Below are 17,558 nucleotides of genomic sequence, written 5' to 3'. Positions count from 1 at the left end.
GGGCAGCGGCAGTGCGGGTACCTCCTGGGGAGTACACGCGGGTGACGCGGCTGCCCGCGCTGGGGGTCAGCCGTTCTTGTCGAAGCTGGCGAAGTAGGCGGCGGCCATGTCCTCGTCGCCGTGGCCTTGGGCGGCGGCCCGCTCCAGGCGTTCGGCGCTCGCGGTGGCCACGTCGAGGCGGACGCCGTTCTCGCGGCCGGCCTCGACGATCAGACGCGCGTCCTTCGCTGCCGTCGTCACCGCGAACTGGGCGGGCGAGAGCCGGTCGTCGAGGATCAGGCCCGTCTTCGCCTTCAGGTACCCCATGTCGAGCGGGCCGCCCGCGATCAGTTCGAAGAACGCGTTCGGGTCGACGTCGAGGGACTGCGCCAGGGCGAGGACCTCGCCTGCCGCGGCCGTGGCCGCGATGACCCAGCTGTTGGCCACCAGCTTCAGCCGGGTGGCGGTGCCCGCGCCGCCGTCCTCGCCGGTCCACACCGTGCGCACGCCGACGGCGTCCAGGACGGGCGCCACGGCGTCCCGGCCCGCCTGAGGGCCCGCCGCCAGCACGGTCAGCTGACCGGCCTCGGCGGGCTGCCGGGTGCCCAGCACCGGTGCGTCGAAGAAGACCAGCTCGTGGGCGCGGGCGAAGGCGGCCAGGTCGCCGATGGCGTCGATCCCGGCGGTCGTCGACTGCACCCAGGCCGTGCCTGCGCGCAGCGCGGGAGCGGCCTCGCGCATGACGTCCAGGGCGGCGGGACCGTCGTAGAGCATGGTCAGGACGACGTCCGCGCCTCGGACCGCCTCGGCCGGGGTGTCCACGACGTGCACCCCGTCGGAGGCGAGCGGCTCGGCCTTGGCGCGGGTGCGGTTCCAGGCGCGCACGGTGTGTCCGGCACGGGCGAGGTTACGGGCCATGGCGGCGCCCATGATGCCGGTCCCCAGGACGCTCACGGTCAGTTCGTCTGTCATGACGTCAACCTACTTCCACCCTCTCCTTCGAGGCGGCCGCGACCAGGCCGTTCAGCCACGCTCGGTGGCCGTCGGCCATCGGGTTCGCACGTCCGTGGGCCGGGGCGGCCACCGGATTCGGTCCGCGCCATGTCTCACACGGGGCTCAGCGCCGCCAGCGGATCGTCGAGGACCGGCTGCCACGCCAACTCGGCCGCGCCGACCAGGCTGTTGTGGTCGAGGGAGCAGGCAAGGATGGGGACGCCGCCGCTGCGGCCCCACAGGCCGCGGTCGGCGACGACGGCGCGCAGCCGGTCGGGGTCGGCGTCCAGGAGGGTGCGGTGCAGGCCGCCGAGGATGATGCGGTCGGGGTTGAGGATGTTCACCAGACCCGCCAGGCCCAGGCCGAGCCGGTCGATCAGGGCCTCGACGGCCGTGCGGACGACCGGGTCGCCGTACTCCTCGCGGATCAGTTCGTTGGCCTGCTGGAGCAGAGAGCCCTCGGGGCCGGGCTCGCGTCCGGCCGCGGTGAGCAGGGCGAGCGGGTCGGCCTCGACGTCGAGGCAGCCACGGCTGCCGCAGTGGCAGGGGCGGCCCTCGGGGTTGACGGTGAGGTGGCCGACTTCGAGGGCGAGGCCCGAACTGCCCGTGTGCAGACGGCCGTCCAGCACCAGCGCACCGCCGACGCCGCGGTGTCCGGTGGCCACGCACAGCAGATCGCGGGCGCCGCGTCCGGCGCCGTGCCGGTGTTCGGCGAGAGCGGCGAGGTTGACATCGTTGGCCGCGAACGCGGGGCCGGTGAGACCGGCGGCGCGGATCCGCTCGGCGAAGATCTCCCGCACGGGCGCCCCCACCGGCCACGCGAGGTGCAGGGGGTTGAGGGCCAGTCCCTCGGGTTCGGTGACGGCGGACGGTACGGCGAGCCCGGCGCCCACACAGCGCCGGCCGGTCTGCCGCAGCAGTTCCGCGCCGGCGTCGACGGCGGCGCCGAGCACCTTGGCGGGGTCGGCGTCGACCGTCTCGCAGCTGGGCGTGGTGGCGACGATCCGCCCGCCGAGGCCGACCAGCGCGGCCCGGAACCCGTCGGCGTGGACCTGGGCGGCGAGGGCGACCGGGCCCTCCTGCGCGAGTTCGAGCCGGTGCGAGGGGCGGCCCTGCGAACCGGCGGCGGCGCCGGGCCGCGCGTCCACCCTGATCAGCCCGAGCGCCTCCAGCTCCGCGGCGACCGCGCCGGCCGTGGCGCGGGTGACGCCGAGTTCGGCGGTGAGCACCGCGCGGGTGGGCGCCCGCCCGGTGTGCACGAGCTCCAACGCGGGCCCGAGCGCACCGCGCCCCCGGTCCAACCGCGCTCTCGAGGTGGTCCTCTCCCCCGCCGGCCGGGGGTCCGCCTTGCCGCTCATGAGGGCGAGTCTCCCATGATCCGCTTCGTCAGGTGGTGTCCGGGAAGCCGCTGACGCGCAGCGTGACGTTCAGCCGCCCGCTCAGCCCCAGCCCGGCTGGGGCCGTGCCCGGCAGGACGCGCGGCACCCCGTGGTACGCGAGCCGGGACGGGCCCCCGAACACGAACAGGTCGCCGCTGCGCAGCTCGACGTCGGTGTAGGGGCGGGTGCGGGTCTCGGTGTTGCCGAACCGGAAGACGCAGGTGTCGCCGAGGCTGAGGGAGACCACGGGCGCGTCGGACCGCTCGTCGGCGTCGCGGTGCATGCCCATCCGGGCGTCACCGTCGTAGAAGTTGATCAGCGCGATGTCGTACGCGGCTCCCCCGGCCTCCCGCGGCCCCAGTGCGTCGGCCACCGCGCGCCGGCCGAGCTCGCCCAGCCAGTCCGGGAAGGGTTTGACGGGCGCGCCGTCCCCGTCGGTGACCGTGCGGGCGTAGGCGTACGGGTACCAGTGCCAGCCCAGGCAGACCTGGCGGGCGGTCATCGTGCCGCCGCCGGGGGTACGGACCGTGCGCAGGCCGGCCGGTGGGCGGGCCCAGTCCCGGCAGGCCCGCAGCAGCTCGCGCTGGTGGGTCCCGTCCAGCCAGTCGGGCACATGCACCGCGCCCGGCGCGACCTGGGCACGCTCCCGGGGAAACAGCTCGGTGTCCATGGACCCATCCTCCTCCTCAGCTCTGACACCGGGTCTGAGCTGCGGCTCGGTTAGCCTTGACGCACGATGAACGACCGTATGACGACGCCGTGGGGCGAGGTCTCTTTGGCCCGCCACCCCGAGGATCCGCGTGAGACGCTGCGCGCCTGGGACGCCTCCGACGCGTACCTGCTCAGACACCTCGCGGCGCAGGACATCCCGCTGACCGGCACGGTGGTGGTGCTCGGCGACCGCTGGGGCGCGCTGGTCACGGCGCTCGCGGTGCACGGTCCGACGCAGATCACCGACTCCTGGCTGGGGCAGGAGGCGACCCGGGCGAACCTCGCGCGGGCCGGTGTCGAGCCCGGCGCCGTGCGGCTGCTCACCACCCAGGACCCGGTGCCGGAGCGGATCGACGTGCTCCTGGTCAGGGTGCCCAAGAGCCTGGCGCTCCTGGAGGACCAGTTGCTGCGGCTGGCGCCCGCCGTGCACGCGGACACGGTCGTCGTCGGCACCGGCATGGTGAAGGAGATCCACACCTCGACGCTGACGCTGTTCGAGCGGATCCTCGGGCCGACCCGGACCTCTCTCGCCGAGCAGAAGGCCCGGCTGATCTTCTGCGCCCCGGACCCGTCGCTGACGCGTCCCGTCAACCCCTGGCCGTACGCCTACGACCTCCCCGGCGACGTCGGCGGCGCTCTGTCGGGCCGTCCGGTCGTCAACCACGCGGGTGTGTTCTGCGCCGACCGGCTGGACATCGGCACCCGGTTCTTCCTGCGGCATCTGCCGGCGACGAGCGGCGTCCGCCGGGTCGTCGACCTGGGGTGCGGCAACGGGATCGTCGGTACGGCGGTGGCGCTGGCCAATCCGGCGGCCGAGGTGCTGTTCACGGACGAGTCGTTCCAGGCGGTGGCATCGGCGGAGGCCACGTACAAGGCGAACGGGGTGCCGGGGCATGCCGAGTTCCGGGTCGGGGACGGGCTGGCGGGGGTGGCGGACGGCAGTGTGGACGTCGTGCTGAACAATCCGCCGTTCCACTCCCATCAGGCCACGACGGACGCGACGGCGTGGCGGATGTTCACCGGGGCACGGCGTGCGCTGCGGCCGGGCGGCGAGCTGTGGGTGGTGGGCAACCGGCATCTGGGCTACCACCTGAAGCTGAAGCGGCTGTTCGGCAACAGTGAACTGGTCGCCGGGGACCGGAAGTTCGTGGTGCTGCGGGCGGTCAGGCGGGGCTGAGCCCCACTCCGGCGATGATCCGCTCGACGGTTCTCGCCATGGCCTCCCGTCCGGCGTTCAGGTAGGTGCGGGCATCGACCGCGTCGGGATGGGTCGCGAGGTGGTCCCGGATCGCGCCGGTCATGGCCTGGTTGAGCGCGGTGCCGACGTTGACCTTGGCGATGCCGCCCGCGACGGCTGCCGTCAGCTCGCGGTCCGGGACCCCGGAGGAGCCGTGCAGGACGAGGGGCACGTCGAGGGTCGCGCCGAGCCGGGCGATCAGGTCGTGGTCGAGGGCGGCGGTGCGGGTGGTCATCGCGTGGACGCTGCCGACGGCCACGGCCAGGGCGTCCACGCCGGAGTCGACGACGAACGCGCTGGCCTCGGCCGGGTCGGTGCGGGCCCCGGGCGCATGCGCGCCCTTGCCGCCGATCTCCCCCAACTCGCCCTCGATCCACAACCCTTGGGCGTGTGCCCGGTCGACAGCCGTGCGGGTCGCGGCGAGATTCTCGGCGTACGGGAGGCGGGAGGCGTCGTACATGACCGAGCCGAAGCCCGCATCGGCGGCCTGGCGGAGCAGGGTGTCGCTGCGGACGTGGTCGAGGTGCAACGCGACCGGTACGGCGGCCCGTTCGGCGGCGACCGCGGCGGCGCGGGCGAGCGGGAGCAGCCGCCCCTGCCGGAACTTCACGGCGTTCTCGCTGACTTGGAGGACGACGGGCGCGTAAGCGGCCTCGGCGCCGGCGATGACGGCCTCGACGTGTTCCAGGGTGATGATGTTGAAGGCGGCGACGGCGCTGTGGGCCGCGCGGGCGCGGGCGACCAGCTCGCCGGTGGTGGTGAGAGGCACGGCGACTCCTGTCAGAGTCCGGGGCTCAGGAGCCGAGGATCACCGAGCGGGTGAGGTGGCGCGGCCGGTCGGGGTCGAGGCCGCGCGCGGCGGCGACGGCCACGGCGAGGCGCTGGGCGCGGACCAGTTCGGCGAGCGGGTCCAGCTCGCCGGGGATCCACAACGCGCCGGTGGCGCCGACCTGTTGGGCCAGGCCGTCGGGCGCGTCGCCGAACATCCAGGTCGCGGTGCCGGCGGTGCTGATGCTGATGGGGCCGTGCCGGTACTCCGTCGCGGGGTAGGCCTCGGTCCAGGAACGGGCCGCCTCGCGCATCTTCAGCGCGGCCTCGTTCGCCAGGCCGACGCTCCAGCCGCGCCCCAGGAAGGTGAACTGCCCACAGTCCACGAGCCGTTCGGGCAGCGGCCGGGTGAGCGCGGTGCGGGCGTCAGCGACGACGGCGTCGGTGTGCAGGCCCAGGTGGGCGCGGAGCAGGGTGAGCGCGGTGGTCGCGAACCGGGTCTGTACGACGGAGCGTTCGTCGGCGTAGTCGAGGACGATGACGTGGTCGGCGGCTTTCATGACGGGGGTGTGCGGGTCGGCGGTGATCGCGGTGGCGGGCGTCCTGCCCCTGAGCCGTGCGAGCAGGTCGAGGACCTCGGTGGTGGTACCGGAGCGGGTCAGGGCGATCACCCGGTCGTAGGTGCGGCCGTGGGGGAACTCCGAGGCGGCGAAGGCGTCGGTCTCGCCGTGGCCCGCGCCCTCGCGCAGGGCGGCCGCCGCCTGGCCCATGAAGAAGGAGGTGCCGCAGCCGACGATCGCGACCCGCTCCCCCGGTAGCGGCAACTCCCCCGCGTACTGGGGGGCTTCGGCGGCGGCGCGGATCCAGCACGCGGGCTGGTCGGTCAGTTCGTCCTCGACGTGGGTCATGCGGTGCCTTTCCGCGACGGTTGTCGTTCAGGAACGCTCATGACTGTTCCTGCAAGATAGAGCCGTCTTTCGAGCAACTTCAAGCATGCGAACGGAGAACGTCGATGTCACGTGACGCCCGCTGGAAGGCGCTGCTGGAGCTGCTCGTCGAGCGCGGCCGGCTGGACGTCGAGGACGCGGCGGCCGAGCTGAGCGTGTCGCCTGCGACGATCCGCCGGGACCTCGACCAACTCGCCGATCAGCAGCTGCTGTTGCGGACGCGGGGTGGCGCGGTGGTGCACGGGGTGTCGTACGAGCTGCCGTTGCGGTACAAGATCGCCCGGCACGCCTCCGAGAAGCAGCGGATCGCCCGGGCGGTGGCGGATCTGGTCGCGCCCGGCGAGGCGGTCGGACTGACCGGCGGCACGACGACCACGGAGGTGGCGCGCGCCCTGGCCGTGCGGGGCGATCTGGCGTCGGGCTCGCCCGCGCTGACCGTGGTCACGAACGCGCTGAACATCGCGGGCGAGCTTGCCGTCCGCCCCCAGTTCAAGATCGTGGTGACGGGCGGCGTGGCGCGGGCACAGTCGTACGAGCTGGTCGGGCCGCTCGCCGACGGGGTGCTGGGGCAGATCACGCTCGACGTGGCGGTACTCGGGGTGGTGTCCTTCGACGTGACGCACGGCGCCGCCGCGCACGACGAGGCCGAGGCGGCGGTCGACCGGCTGCTGTGCGAGCGCGCCCAGCGGGTCGTGGTGGCCGCCGACTCCAGCAAGCTGGGGCGGCGGGCGTTCGCCCGGATCTGCGCGGCCGAGACGGTGGACACCCTGGTCACGGACGCGGCGGCCGACGCGCAGACGGTGGGGCGGTTCGAGGAGGCCGGGATCAGGGTCGTCCTCGCCTGAGCCCGTGTCAGATCGCCCTGAAGGCGACCGCACCCGGTGACCGGTGGGGGTGGTGACCGCGGTGGTCGTCGGCTGCCCCTGGGGCTGCTGCCGCGTCGCCGTTGGCGGGTCGGGCGTATCCGAGGCCGCGGCTGCCGGAGGGGCTCCGGCAGCCTGCCGTCGGTGAACTACTCGCCGGCGTGGGCGAGTTCGATGTCGTGGTCGTCCACGTCGCCGCCCAGGCTGATACCGGTCGCCCGGGGCGGGTAGCCCGTCGCGATGACCGTGTACTGGCCGCCGTCGAGGTCGGTGAACGCGTACGCCCCGTCGCTCCCGGTCGTGGTCGTCGCCACGACGTTGCCCGCGGCGTCGACCAGGGTCACCCGTGCGTCGCCCAGCGGAGCGCCCGCGCCGCGTACGGTCCCCCGCACCTGGGCTCCGGGCCGCAGCTCGACGTCGACCCGGGTGACCCCGGTGACGCCGATCTCCACGGGCAGGGCCAGCGGCCGGTGCTTGGGCGAGCTGACGGCGAGGGTCACGGGCCCGGGCACCAGGTCGACGACGGAGAACTCGCCTATGCCGTCGGTCCGGGTGGTGGCCAGCACGTCGCCGCGGACATCCGTGAGGATGACGACGGCCCCGGCGACCGGCGCCCCGCTGTCGGCGGACCGCACCGCGCCGGCGAGCCCGCTGGAGCCGCTGAGCAGCACATCGTACGTCACCGCGGTCGCCCCGACGACGACCGTCGTCGCCTGCGGCTGGTGGCCGTCGGCGGAGGTGATGAGCACGTACGTGCCCTCCCCGGGCGCCTCGACGGCGTAGGCGCCGTCGGCCTCGGCGACCGCTCGGCCGACCTGCCGTCCGCCCAGTGAGATCAGCGTCACCGCGGCCCCGCCCACCGGCACGCCCTCCGCGTCCCGCACCTGCCCGCGCACCGGGCGCCTGCCACCGGCCGGATCGCCGTCGGACAGCCCCGGCACGGTCGCCACCAGGTCCGCCACGGCGCGGGCCAGGGGCACGGCGACCGCGGCGCCCGCCGCATGCCGTTCCTCGTCCGGTTCGGTGGCGAGCGGCTCGACGCTCACGGGCTCGGCGGTCACGGGTTCGGCGGTCACCGGATCCGCGGTGACCGGCAGCGCAACGGTGTCCGTGCCGGCCGTCCGCTGCCGGGGGATGAACGCGGCGACGAGGAGGGCGAGGAGGGCCGCGCCGGAGCCGACGGCCATGACGACCTTGAAGCCGTTCTCCGAGGGCAGGGCGGTGGCGCCGAACGTGGTGGTCATCTGGGCCAGGATCACGCCGGCGACGGCGCTGGCGGTCGAGGTGCCGATGGACCGCATCAGGGTGTTGAGGCTGTTCGCGGCGGCCGTCTCGGAGGGGTCCACGGCGCCCATGATGAGCGCGGGCATGGCCCCGTAGGCGAACCCGATGCCGGCGCCGATGACGCAGGAGACCAGGACGAGCTCCCACACCGCGTCCATCAGCACGATGTTGAGGCCGTAGCCCGCGGCGACGATGACGGCGCCCAGCATCAGGGTCACCTTGGGACCCCGCGCCTTGGAGACCAGCGCGGACAGGGGCGCGGTGGCCATCATGACCAGGCCCGTGGGGGCCATGACCAGGCCGGCGGCCAACAGCGACCTGCCCAGGCCGTAGCCCGTCGCCTCGGGCAGCTGCAGCAGCTGGGGCAGGACCAGGGACATCGCGAACATGGAGAAACCGAAGGCCATCGAGGCGAGGTTGGTCACCAGCACCTGGCGGCGGGCGGTGGTCCGCAGATCCACCAGGGGCTGCTTGACGCGCAGTTCGAACACGCCCCACAGGAGCAGGACGACGACCGCGGCGCCGAACAGCCCGAGGGTGGTGGCGCTGCCCCAGCCCCAGTCGGCGCCCTTGGAGATGGCCAGCAGCAGGCAGATCAGCCCGGCCGCCATGCCGAGAGCGCCGACCAGGTCGAAGCGTCCACCCGTGCGCACCTTCGACTCGGGCACGATCAGCGGGACGAGCACGAGGGCGACGGCGCCGAGGGCGGCGGACGTCCAGAACAGCATGTGCCAGTCGAAGTGGTCCGCGATGAGCGCTGCGGCGGGCAGACCGAGGGCGCCGCCGACGCCGAGGGAGGCGCTCATGAGGGCGGTGGCCGAGCCGAGCCGCTCGGCGGGCAGCTCGTCGCGCATGATGCTGATGCCGAGCGGGATGACCCCGGAGGCGAGCCCCTGCAGGGCCCGGCCGGCGATCATCGGGGTGAGCCCGTCGCTGAGGGCGGCGGTGACCGATCCGGCGATCAGCGTGAGCAGGCTGACCAGCAGCATGCGGCGCTTGCCGTACATGTCGCCGAGCCGGCCCATGACGGGGGTGGCGACGGCGGCCGCGAGCAGAGTGGCGGTGACCGCCCAGGCGGTGTCCGAGGCCGGGGCGTCCAGCAGCTTCGGCAGCTCCGGGACGATCGGGATCACCAGGGTCTGCATCAGCGAGACCACGATCCCGCCGAAGGCCAGCACCGCCACGACGAGGTCGGACCGGGGCGCGGCGGGCCCCTGCCCCGTCTCCGCGGGCCGGGGTTGCGCATGGGACACGGTCGGGCCTCCGGGGGATGCGGTTCCGCACGACTGACAGAGCATCGTAAGCCCGGTTGATTGACTCAAGCAACTAGAACTTCTGGTGTGCGGAGCGTGAAGAAACCGGGCAGGCCACCCCTGCCCGGTTTCCTCCGCCGGCGGTTACAGCGCGCGCTCCAGGTGGTCCGCCACCAGCTTCACGAACCGTCCGGGCTCCTTCGGCCGGCCGCCCTCAGCGAGGACCGCCAGCCCGTGCAGCAACTCGGCGGTCTCGGCGAGCCCCGCGTGGTCCTCACGCTCCTGGTAGGCCTTGTTGAGGCCCTTCACGAGCACGTGGTCGGGGTTGAGTTCGAGGATCCGCAGGGCGCGCGGCACCTCCTGCCCCATCGCGCGGTACATGTTCTCCAGCGCCGGGGTGAGATCGTGCGCGTCGGAGACGATGCACGCCGGGGACACGGTGAGGCGGGACGACAGCCGCACCTCCTTGACGTCCTCGGCCAGCTGCTCCTTCATCCAGCCGAGCAGCCCCGCGTACTCCTCGCTCTGCTTCTCCCGCTCGACGTCGGCCTTCTCGTCGTCCTCCCCGCCGAGGTCGACCTCGCCCTTGGCGACGGACCGCAGCGGCTTGCCCTCGAACTCGCCCACCGCGTCGACCCACACCTCGTCGACCGGGTCGGTGAGCAGCAGGACCTCGATGCCCTTCGCCCGGAACGCCTCCATGTGCGGGGAGTTCTCGATGCTCTGCCGGGACTCGCCGGTCAGGTAGTAGACGGCGTCCTGCCCGTCCTTCATCCGCTCCAGGTAGCTCTTCAGCGTGGTCGGCTCGTCCTCGCTGTGCGTGGTCGCGAACGAGGAGACGGCGAGCAGCGTGTCGCGGTTGTCGGAGTCGGTCAGCAGTCCTTCCTTCAGGACCGCGCCGAACTCCCGCCAGAACGTGGCGTACCGGTCGGGGGCCGCGGTCATCATGTCCTTGACCGTCGACACGACCTTCTTGGTGAGCCGGCGCTGCATCATCTTGATGTGCCGGTCCTGCTGCAGGATCTCGCGGGAGACGTTCAGCGAGAGGTCCGCGGCGTCGACGACGCCCTTGACGAACCGCAGGTATGGCGGCAGCAGCGCCTCGCAGTCGTCCATGATGAAGACGCGCTTCACATACAGCTGCACACCGCGCTTGTAGCCCTGGTTGTACAGGTCGTGCGGGGCGTGCGAGGGGACGAACAGCAGCGCCTGGTACTCGAAGGTGCCCTCCGCCTGGAGCCGGATCGTCTCCAGCGGTTCGCGCCAGTCGTGGCTGATGTGCTTGTACAGCTCGTGGTACTCGTCGTCTGACACCTCGTCGCGCGGGCGCGCCCACAGGGCCTTCATCGAGTTCAGCGTCTCGGGTTCGGGCGTGCCGGCGTCGCCGTCGGCGGTTTCCGAGGTGTCGCCGCCCGCCGCCTTCGGGACCATCCGGATCGGCCAGGTGATGAAGTCCGAGTAGCGCTTGACGATGTCCTTGATCGTCCAGTCCGAGGTGTAGTCGTGCAGCTGGTCGTCGGAGTCGGCCGGCTTGAGGTGCAGCGTGACCGTCGTGCCCTGCGGCGCGTCCTCCACCCGCTCCAGCGTGTACGTGCCCTCGCCGCGCGACGACCAGCGGGTGCCGTGGCCCTCGCCGGCGCTCCGGGTCAGCAGCGTCATCTCGTCGGCCACCATGAAACCGGAGTAGAAGCCGACGCCGAACTGCCCGATGAGTCCCTCGGCGCCCGCCTCCTCCTGGGCCTCGCGCAGCTCCTGCGCGAACTTGGCCGTGCCGGAGTTGGCGATCGTGCCGATGAGCCGTCCGACCTCCTCGTACGACATCCCGATGCCGTTGTCCCGCACCGTCAGGGTGCGGGCCTCGGCGTCGGTCTCGATCTCGATGTGCAGGTCCGAGACGTCGGCGTCGAGCGTGTCGTCCCGCAGTGCGGCGAGGCGCAGCTTGTCCAGCGCGTCGGAGGCGTTGGAGACGAGCTCGCGGAGAAAGACGTCCTTGTTCGAGTAGACCGAGTGGATCATCAGCTGCAACAGCTGACGGGCCTCTACCTGGAACTCAAACGTTTCGGTCGACATGGCTGGTGTGTACCTCACAGGTTCCTCAAGTCTCCTGGACTGGCGAGAGCCACTGTAAAACACCAAGTCAGGGTGGCATGCCCGTTGTTCCGAGGTCGCCCCTTCGGGCGCTACGGACGGTCGGCCGCCGTCAGCGCATGAGCGCGCCGCGGAGCGTGAGACCGTAGCCGACGCGCAGCCGTCGCAGCTCCCACAGGGCCACCGCGGTGACCGAGACCGGGGCGCCCAGCACGAGCACGATCCGCAGCGGTCCCGGCACACCCCCGTACGCCCCGGTGAGCAGGTCGATCAGCGCCATCCCAGGCGCGGCGCGCTCCACGCTCGCGCACCCGCGTCCCGGTGCCGTTCGACGAGCCCGCGTCCCGCGACGTAGGCCATGCCCACGCGCCGGCCGTCGGACAGCCTGATCTCGCCGTCGAACCGTGGGGTGGGAGGGGTGGCCGGGGTGGCCGCCCGGCTTCTGTCGCCGTCTCCGTCACCGTCGCCGTCACTGTCTGCGGGGCTGCCGCAGGCCACCGCGACACCCATCATCAGCGCCGTCCCCACCAGGGCCCACCGCTGGTCTTTGCGCATCCGCATCCCCCCATGGTGCCCGAGACGTCATCGCCGCGGATTTCGTCACCTGTCACGTCCAGCCGCGGCAGGTTCACCGGCCTTTGCGCGGCTGACGGCCGCTCAGTGCCGCAGCCGGTCGAAGCGGAACGGTGCGAGGGAGGCGGGGCGACGGCCGGTGAGGACGTACTCGGTGAGCCGGTGGCCGCTGGCCGGGCCGAGCGTGACGCCCAGCATGCCGTGGCCGGTGGCCGCGAAGGCGTTGGCGTGGCCCGGGACCCGGTCGATGACCGGGAGACCGTCGGGGAGGAAGGGCCGGCCGCCCACCCAAGGGTCACGGATCAGGCTGACCAGGTCGTCCGGGTCGTCGAACCAGCGGCCCAGGTAGTGGCGGCTCGCGAGGGCCACGGCGACGACGCGCCGCCAGTCGAGGCGGTTGTTGTTGCCGCTCAGCTCCATCGTCCCGCCGATGCGCGTGGTGCCGCCGATCGGCGAGGCGACGGCCCTGCGTTCACCGAAGTACAGGGTGTGCCGGGGCGCGGGCTCCAGGTCCACCGAGAAGCTGTAGCCCTTGCCCGCCTGGAGCGGCAGTCGGGACCCCAGCTCGTTCAGCAGCGGCGCGGAACGCATACCGGCCGCGATGACGACGGCCGTGCAGGGAATCTCGCCGAGTCCGCGGGCGAACGCCTCCGGATCGACCGCGCCCTCCCCCTCGACGAGATAGGACGCGCGCACCGCCGGCGACAGCGCGGGGTCCAGCAGCCGGGCCTCGTCGCCGGTGACGACGTCGTCGGGGACGAGGTAGCGGCCGTCCGCCATCTCCCGCTGCAGGGCGAGATGGTGGCGGGCCTCGGCCGGGGACAGGAAGGCGTGGACCATGCCGGGCCGGGTCAGGGTCGTTGCGACCCCGGCCGCGCGCAGGCCGTCGAAGAGGTCGAAGGTGGTGCGGTTCAGCTCGGCGATCGCCGCGTAGCCGCGCCGGAAGGCGGCCGGTGTGCTGCTGCGCCAGAAACGCCACAGCCACCGTACGAACGCCGGGTCGGGCAGGGGACGTAGATACAGGGGCGAGTCCGGCCGTCCCAGTGAGCGCAGCGCGTACCGGACGACGCCCGGCGCCGGGACCGGCGTCGAATGGCTGAGGCAGATCCAGCCCGCGTTGCCCCGGGACGCCCCGGAGCCCAGGCCGCGGCGTTCGACGATCTAGGCCGTGCACAGTCCCACGACACCGCCGCCGACCACCACGACCGGACCGTCGCCGGCGAGTGCGCCGGTCATGACGCCGGCCCGTAGGAGGCGAGGAACTCCCGGGTGCGGGCCTGGGCGGGACGGTCGAGGACGTCGCCCGGCCGGCCCTCCTCGACGATCCGGCCGCCGTCGACGAAGACGACGTGGTCGGACACCTCACGGGCGAAGGACAGGTCCTGGCGGCGCTGAGCCAGTCCGCGCGCACCCGCCTGCTCGACCTCACCGTCGCGGGTCTGCGGGCCCAGCCGGACTGGCCGGTGCTGCGCGACACGATCACCGCCTGGTGCAAGAGCGGCTTCAACCTCGTACGGGCCTCCGCCGCCCTGCACATCCACCGCAACACCGTCGTCTACCGGATGAACAAGATCGAGCAGATCACCGGCCGTCCACTGCGCGACCACCGGGCCACCATGGCGCTCTACTCGCCTGTCTGGCGGACCGACTGGGCGGCGGCTGAGCGGCATACGCCGGTTCAGCGGCCGTCTGCGCCGGTCACCAGGCCACTGGCAGCTCCCGCACGCCGTGGACGGCGCGTCCCTCGAACGCGAGCTCCTCCGTCGCCGGGCCGGTCAGCCGCAGGCCGGGCAGGCGCTCGAACAGCATCGGCAGCGCGATCTGCAGCTCGGCCCGGGCCAGCGACTGGCCGAGGCAGTGGTGCAGACCGTGACCGAAGGCGAGGTGCTGGCCGGCGTCCCGGGTGAGGTCGAGCGTGTCCGGGTCGGCGAACACCGCGGGGTCCCGGTTGGCCGCCTGCAACGCGACCACCACACCCTCACCGGCCCGGACGGTGACCCCGCCGACCTCGACGTCCTCCGTGGCGATACGACGCAGCCCGATGTGGACGACGGTCAGATAGCGCAGCAGTTCCTCCACCGCGCCCGGCACGAGGTCCTTCTCGGCGCGCAGTGCGGCCAGTTGGTCCGGGTGGCGCAGCAGCGCGACCACGCCGAGGGAGAGCATGCTCGCTGTCGTCTCGTGCCCGGCGATGAGCAGTTGGACGAGCAGACCGGCCGCCTCCGCCGGGGTGGCCTCGCCGGTGGCTACCCGCTCGGTGGCGAGCTTGCTCATCAGGTCGTCGCCCGGTTCGCCCGACTTGGCGGCCAGGAGTTCCTGCAGATAGCCGAAGAGCGCCGCCCAGCCGGCCCGCATCGCCTCCGGACCGGCCGAGACGGTGGCGAAGGCGGCGGCCTGCCGGTGGATGAAGTCACGGTCCGCGTACGGCACTCCGAGCAGCTCGCAGATGACCAGGAGGGGCAGCGGCAGGGTGAAGTGCTCGACGAGGTCGGCGGGTTGATCCTGCTTGACGAGCGCGTCGAGGAGCTCTCCGGTGATCTTCGCGATGGCGGGCCGCAGTTGCTCGACCCGGCGGAAGGTGAACTCGGGGATGAGCAGGCGGCGCAGCCGGGTGTGGTCGGGCGCGTCCATCGCGAACAGCTGGCCGGGGGTGCGCGGCGGCGGTGTCGGCTGCAGTCCGGGGAATCCCGGCCGGACGTTCTCCGAGCTGAACCGCGCGTCGCTGAGGACGGCGCGGGCGTCCTCGTGCCGGGTGACCAGCCAGGGGTGGGTGTCGCCCCAGAGGCTGATCCGGGTGAGGGGCCGTTCCCTGACCCAACGCCCGTACTCGGCGGCGGGATCGAGGAGGGGACGGTGCCGGGGCAGGGGCGGCGGGGTGTCCGTCGAGTGCATGTGGGGGGGCTCCGGTGGTCAGGGGGCGGTGATGCCGGCCAGTTTGAGAAGGAGGTCCTTGACGTCCGTCGCGTCGATCTCGCCCGTGGCGAGGTCCGGCCGCGAGCAGAGCAGCACGGGGCTGTCCTGCGGGTTCTGGGGCAGCCGGCCGTGGCTGCCGCGCACCCCGGAAGGGTCCAGCGGGACGGTCTTGATGCGGTAGCGCAGGCCGGCCTTCTTGCGGACGACCTGGCCGACGGCGCGCGCCTTCACGCCGGGCACGGTGGGGTCGTAGAGGAGTTCGGCGGGGTCGTAGCCGGGTTTGCGGTGGATCTCGACCTGCCGGGCGAAGTCGGGGGCGCGCTCGTCGTCGAGCCAGTAGTAGTACGTGAACCAGGCGTCGGAGTCCGCGACGGCGACCAGCTCGCCCGAGCGTTCGTGCGCGAGTCCGTGCCGGGCCTTGCCCTGCTCGTCGAGCACCTCGTCCACGCCGTCGAGCCCGGCGACGATCTCGGCGGTCTTCGCGAGGTCGGCGGGGTCGCGGACGTAGACGTGGGCGATCTGGTGGTCGGCGACGGCGAAGGCACGGGACGTCCAGGGGTCGAGGTACTCCATGCCGTCCTGGGTGTGCACTTCGAGGAGCCCGGCCCTGCGCAGTGCGCGGTTGATGTCGACCGGCCGGGAGGCGGGCGCGATGCCGTACTCGCTGAGGATCACGACCGTGGCGTCCTCGCGCCGGAAGTGGTCGAGCAGGGGGCGCAGGGCGTCGTCGAGCCGCCGGGCCTCGCGGGCGGTCTGCGGCGAGTCGGGTCCGGAGCGCTGGGGTTCGTAGTCCAGGTGCGGTACGTACACCAGGGTCAGATCGGGGCGGTGCTCGTCGAAGATCTGGCGGGCGGCGGCCAGGATCCACTGGCTGGAGGGCAGGCCCGCGTTGGGTCCCCAGTAGGTGAACAGCGGGAACGGGCCGAGCCTGGTGGTGAGTTCGTCGTGCAGGGCGGGCGGCCAGGTGTAACAGTCGGGTTCCTTGCGGCCGTCGGAGTAGTAGACGGGGCGCGGGGTGACGGTGAGGTCGACGTCGGCCCCCATGGCGTACCACCAGCAGACGTTGGCGACCTTGTAGTCGGGCCTGCTGCGACGCGCGGTGTCCCACAGCTTCTCGCCGCCGACCAGCGCGTTGTGCTGCCGCCACAGCAGGACCTCGCCGAGGTCGCGGAAGTACCAGCCGTTGCCGACGATGCCGTGCTCGGCGGGCGGCGCGCCGGTGAGGAGGGTGGACTGCACCGAGCAGGTCACGGCGGGCAGCACCGGGTTGAGCCGGGCCTGGAAGCCCTGTGCGGCGACGGCCGAGACGGCGGGCATGTGGCGCAGCATGCGGGGGGTGAGGCCGACGATGTCGAGGACGACGGTTCTCGTCATGAGACACGCTCCTTTCGCGGGTGTGCGGTGGGTTCCCGGACCAGGCCGAGCTCCTCGAACCGGTCGCGGGTCCAGGCCAGTTCGGCGGCGAGACCCTCGACGAGGCTCACGCGGTCGTGCGGCCGCAGGTGTCCGGGCAGGACCGACCAGGTGTAGGTCTCGACCTCGACGTGGTCGCAGACGGCCTGCGGACCGCCGAGCAACTCGCCCAGGGCGGTGGTCAGTTCGTCGGCCGTGGTGCGCAACGGCGGTGCGGGCTCGGCGTGCAGCGGGGCGTGGAAGTGCACGCGCCAGGCGGAGCCGGGGTCCAGGTCTCCGGCGAGGGCGGCCGGCAGGTCGTCCACACCGGAGACGACGCCGTGCGGGGCGGTACGGGTCTGGTGCAGGAAACGGGGCTCGGCGAAGCGGGCGAGGGCCGCTCGTGCCTGCGGGTCGGCCGGGTCGTCGGCCTGGAGGGCGCTGGACGCCTGCACCTTGACGACGGGGAGTCCGGCGTCGGCGAGGCGGCGCAGGGCCGCGGCCGGTTCCTCGAACTGCACGGCGAGATGGCAGGTGTCCAGGCAGACGCCGAGCCGCTCCGGGTCCAGTCCGCCGAGTTCCCGAGCCGCCTGGACGGTGTTCTCCACCACGCAGCCCGGTTCGGGCTCGAAGCCGACCCGGATGGTACGGCCGGTCTCGCGTTCCAAGTCGGCCAGTTCCCGGGCCAGTTGGTCCGTCGCCCGGCGGGCGGTGTCGCGGGCGGCCGTCGGCCAGGGGGCGCGCCAGGCCAGCGGCAGGGTGGAGACGCTGCCGCGCCGCGCGTCGTCGGGGAGCAGCCCGGCGAGCACCCGGGCGCAGTCGACCGTGTAGCGCAGGCGCGCGGGGTCGGTCCAGTCGGGCAGGTAGACGTCTTTCTTGACCACCTCGCGGTGGAAGCCGCCGTAGGGGAAGGCGTTGAGGGTGACGGTCTCCAGGCCGCGCGCGGTCAGTTCGGCGCGCAGGCGGCGTACGGCGTCGGGCCGGGCGCTCAGTTCGGTGACGACGTCGTGGGCCAGCCACAGGCCGATGCCGAGCAGGTCGACGCCGAGGGTCTCCCGTACGGGCTGGGCGTAGGCGGCGAGCTGGTCCACCACTCCGTCGAGGTCCTCGGCCTGGTGGACGTTGCTGCAGTAGGCGAGGTGGACGGTCGTGCCGTCGGGGTGTCGGAAGCGCACCGC

The 17,558-nt window shown here is 72.9% G+C and carries 16 protein-coding genes and 1 pseudogene; 3 read left to right on the top strand and 14 right to left on the bottom strand.

Translation table 11 applies throughout. The features are described from left to right. Positions 1-66: 66 nt before the first annotated feature. The 3 genes from B5557_RS41325 to B5557_RS41315 all read right to left on the bottom strand — a co-directional run bounded on the left by B5557_RS41325 (position 67) and on the right by B5557_RS41315 (position 3,021). Positions 67-951, bottom strand: coding sequence for an NAD(P)-dependent oxidoreductase (locus B5557_RS41325; RefSeq protein WP_079664327.1), 885 nt, complete (start codon positions 949-951; stop codon positions 67-69). Positions 952-1,085: 134 nt separating this feature from the next. Then, a complete protein-coding gene (locus tag B5557_RS41320; protein ID WP_079664326.1) occupies positions 1,086-2,330 on the bottom strand; it encodes an ROK family protein in 1,245 nt (414 codons plus the stop codon). Positions 2,331-2,358: 28 nt separating this feature from the next. Further along, the gene (locus B5557_RS41315; RefSeq protein ID WP_079664325.1) at positions 2,359-3,021 is read right to left on the bottom strand and encodes an alpha-ketoglutarate-dependent dioxygenase AlkB family protein; all 663 of its coding nucleotides are present in this window, start codon (positions 3,019-3,021) and stop codon (positions 2,359-2,361) included. Positions 3,022-3,099: 78 nt separating this feature from the next. Here B5557_RS41315 and B5557_RS41310 point away from each other — a divergent pair, with 78 nt between their 5' ends. Next, positions 3,100-4,239, top strand: coding sequence for a methyltransferase (locus tag B5557_RS41310; protein WP_079664324.1), 1,140 nt, complete (start codon positions 3,100-3,102; stop codon positions 4,237-4,239). On the opposite strand, the gene B5557_RS41305 is transcribed toward B5557_RS41310, so the two are convergent. Together B5557_RS41305 and B5557_RS41300 are read right to left on the bottom strand one after the other, a co-directional pair. Then, positions 4,226-5,068 (bottom strand): class II fructose-bisphosphate aldolase, encoded by an 843-nt coding sequence (locus B5557_RS41305; protein WP_079664323.1) that lies wholly within the window; start codon positions 5,066-5,068, stop codon positions 4,226-4,228. The two genes, B5557_RS41310 and B5557_RS41305, sit on opposite strands and share 14 nt — an antisense overlap. Positions 5,069-5,093: 25 nt before the next feature. Then, entirely contained in the window at positions 5,094-5,975 is an 882-nt protein-coding gene (locus B5557_RS41300) for an SIS domain-containing protein (RefSeq protein ID WP_079664322.1), read from the bottom strand. Between the two features lie 104 nt (positions 5,976-6,079). Between B5557_RS41300 and B5557_RS41295 the strand changes: the two genes are divergently transcribed. Continuing rightward, entirely contained in the window at positions 6,080-6,859 is a 780-nt protein-coding gene (locus tag B5557_RS41295; protein ID WP_079664321.1) for a DeoR/GlpR family DNA-binding transcription regulator, read from the top strand. A gap of 167 nt (positions 6,860-7,026) precedes the next feature. Here the strand turns inward: B5557_RS41295 and B5557_RS41290 are convergent, their stop codons facing one another. The 6 genes from B5557_RS41290 to B5557_RS41270 form a co-directional block, all read right to left on the bottom strand. Further along, a complete protein-coding gene (locus tag B5557_RS41290; RefSeq protein ID WP_079664320.1) occupies positions 7,027-9,414 on the bottom strand; it encodes an MFS transporter in 2,388 nt (795 codons plus the stop codon). A gap of 144 nt (positions 9,415-9,558) precedes the next feature. Next, the gene (gene htpG / locus B5557_RS41285; protein ID WP_079664319.1) at positions 9,559-11,484 is read right to left on the bottom strand and encodes a molecular chaperone HtpG; all 1,926 of its coding nucleotides are present in this window, start codon (positions 11,482-11,484) and stop codon (positions 9,559-9,561) included. Between the two features lie 130 nt (positions 11,485-11,614). Beyond that, positions 11,615-11,782: a hypothetical protein gene (locus B5557_RS44380; protein WP_231976162.1), complete on the bottom strand. Its 168-nt coding sequence runs from the start codon at positions 11,780-11,782 to the stop codon at positions 11,615-11,617. Beyond that, positions 11,773-12,063 carry a hypothetical protein gene (locus B5557_RS41280; RefSeq protein WP_079664318.1) on the bottom strand — a complete coding sequence of 97 codons (291 nt, stop codon included), beginning with the start codon at positions 12,061-12,063 and terminating at the stop codon, positions 11,773-11,775. Before B5557_RS41280 ends, B5557_RS44380 begins: the two co-directional genes overlap by 10 nt. 96 nt (positions 12,064-12,159) lie before the next feature. After that, complete coding sequence (locus B5557_RS41275) at positions 12,160-13,236, bottom strand: NAD(P)/FAD-dependent oxidoreductase (RefSeq protein WP_269460231.1); 1,077 nt, start codon at positions 13,234-13,236, stop codon at positions 12,160-12,162. Positions 13,237-13,307: 71 nt separating this feature from the next. Continuing rightward, the gene (locus B5557_RS41270; protein ID WP_443031320.1) at positions 13,308-13,436 is read right to left on the bottom strand and encodes a hypothetical protein; all 129 of its coding nucleotides are present in this window, start codon (positions 13,434-13,436) and stop codon (positions 13,308-13,310) included. On the opposite strand from B5557_RS41270, the pseudogene B5557_RS46015 reads away from it, so the two are divergent. Beyond that, positions 13,425-13,643, top strand: a pseudogene (locus B5557_RS46015) (helix-turn-helix domain-containing protein); the annotation flags it as partial. The gene B5557_RS41270 and the pseudogene B5557_RS46015 overlap by 12 nt on opposite strands. A 130-nt stretch (positions 13,644-13,773) precedes the next feature. On the opposite strand, the gene B5557_RS41260 reads toward B5557_RS46015, so the two are convergent. The 3 genes from B5557_RS41260 to eboE are packed head-to-tail and all read right to left on the bottom strand — an operon-like array spanning position 13,774 to position 17,555. Further along, complete coding sequence (locus B5557_RS41260; protein WP_079664316.1) at positions 13,774-14,967, bottom strand: cytochrome P450; 1,194 nt, start codon at positions 14,965-14,967, stop codon at positions 13,774-13,776. A gap of 18 nt (positions 14,968-14,985) precedes the next feature. Beyond that, the gene (locus B5557_RS41255) at positions 14,986-16,362 is read right to left on the bottom strand and encodes an alkaline phosphatase family protein (RefSeq protein WP_079664315.1); all 1,377 of its coding nucleotides are present in this window, start codon (positions 16,360-16,362) and stop codon (positions 14,986-14,988) included. After that, entirely contained in the window at positions 16,359-17,555 is a 1,197-nt protein-coding gene (eboE, locus tag B5557_RS41250) for a metabolite traffic protein EboE (RefSeq protein WP_079664314.1), read from the bottom strand. The genes B5557_RS41255 and eboE overlap by 4 nt, the downstream gene beginning before the upstream one ends. Between the last annotated feature and the right edge of the window lie 3 nt (positions 17,556-17,558).

The sequence above is a fragment of the Streptomyces sp. 3214.6 genome (assembly GCF_900129855.1).
GTDB lineage: Bacteria > Actinomycetota > Actinomycetes > Streptomycetales > Streptomycetaceae > Streptomyces > Streptomyces soliscabiei.
Note: the sequence above shows the minus strand (reverse complement) of the source record. Positions and strands in the feature narration are given on the sequence as shown.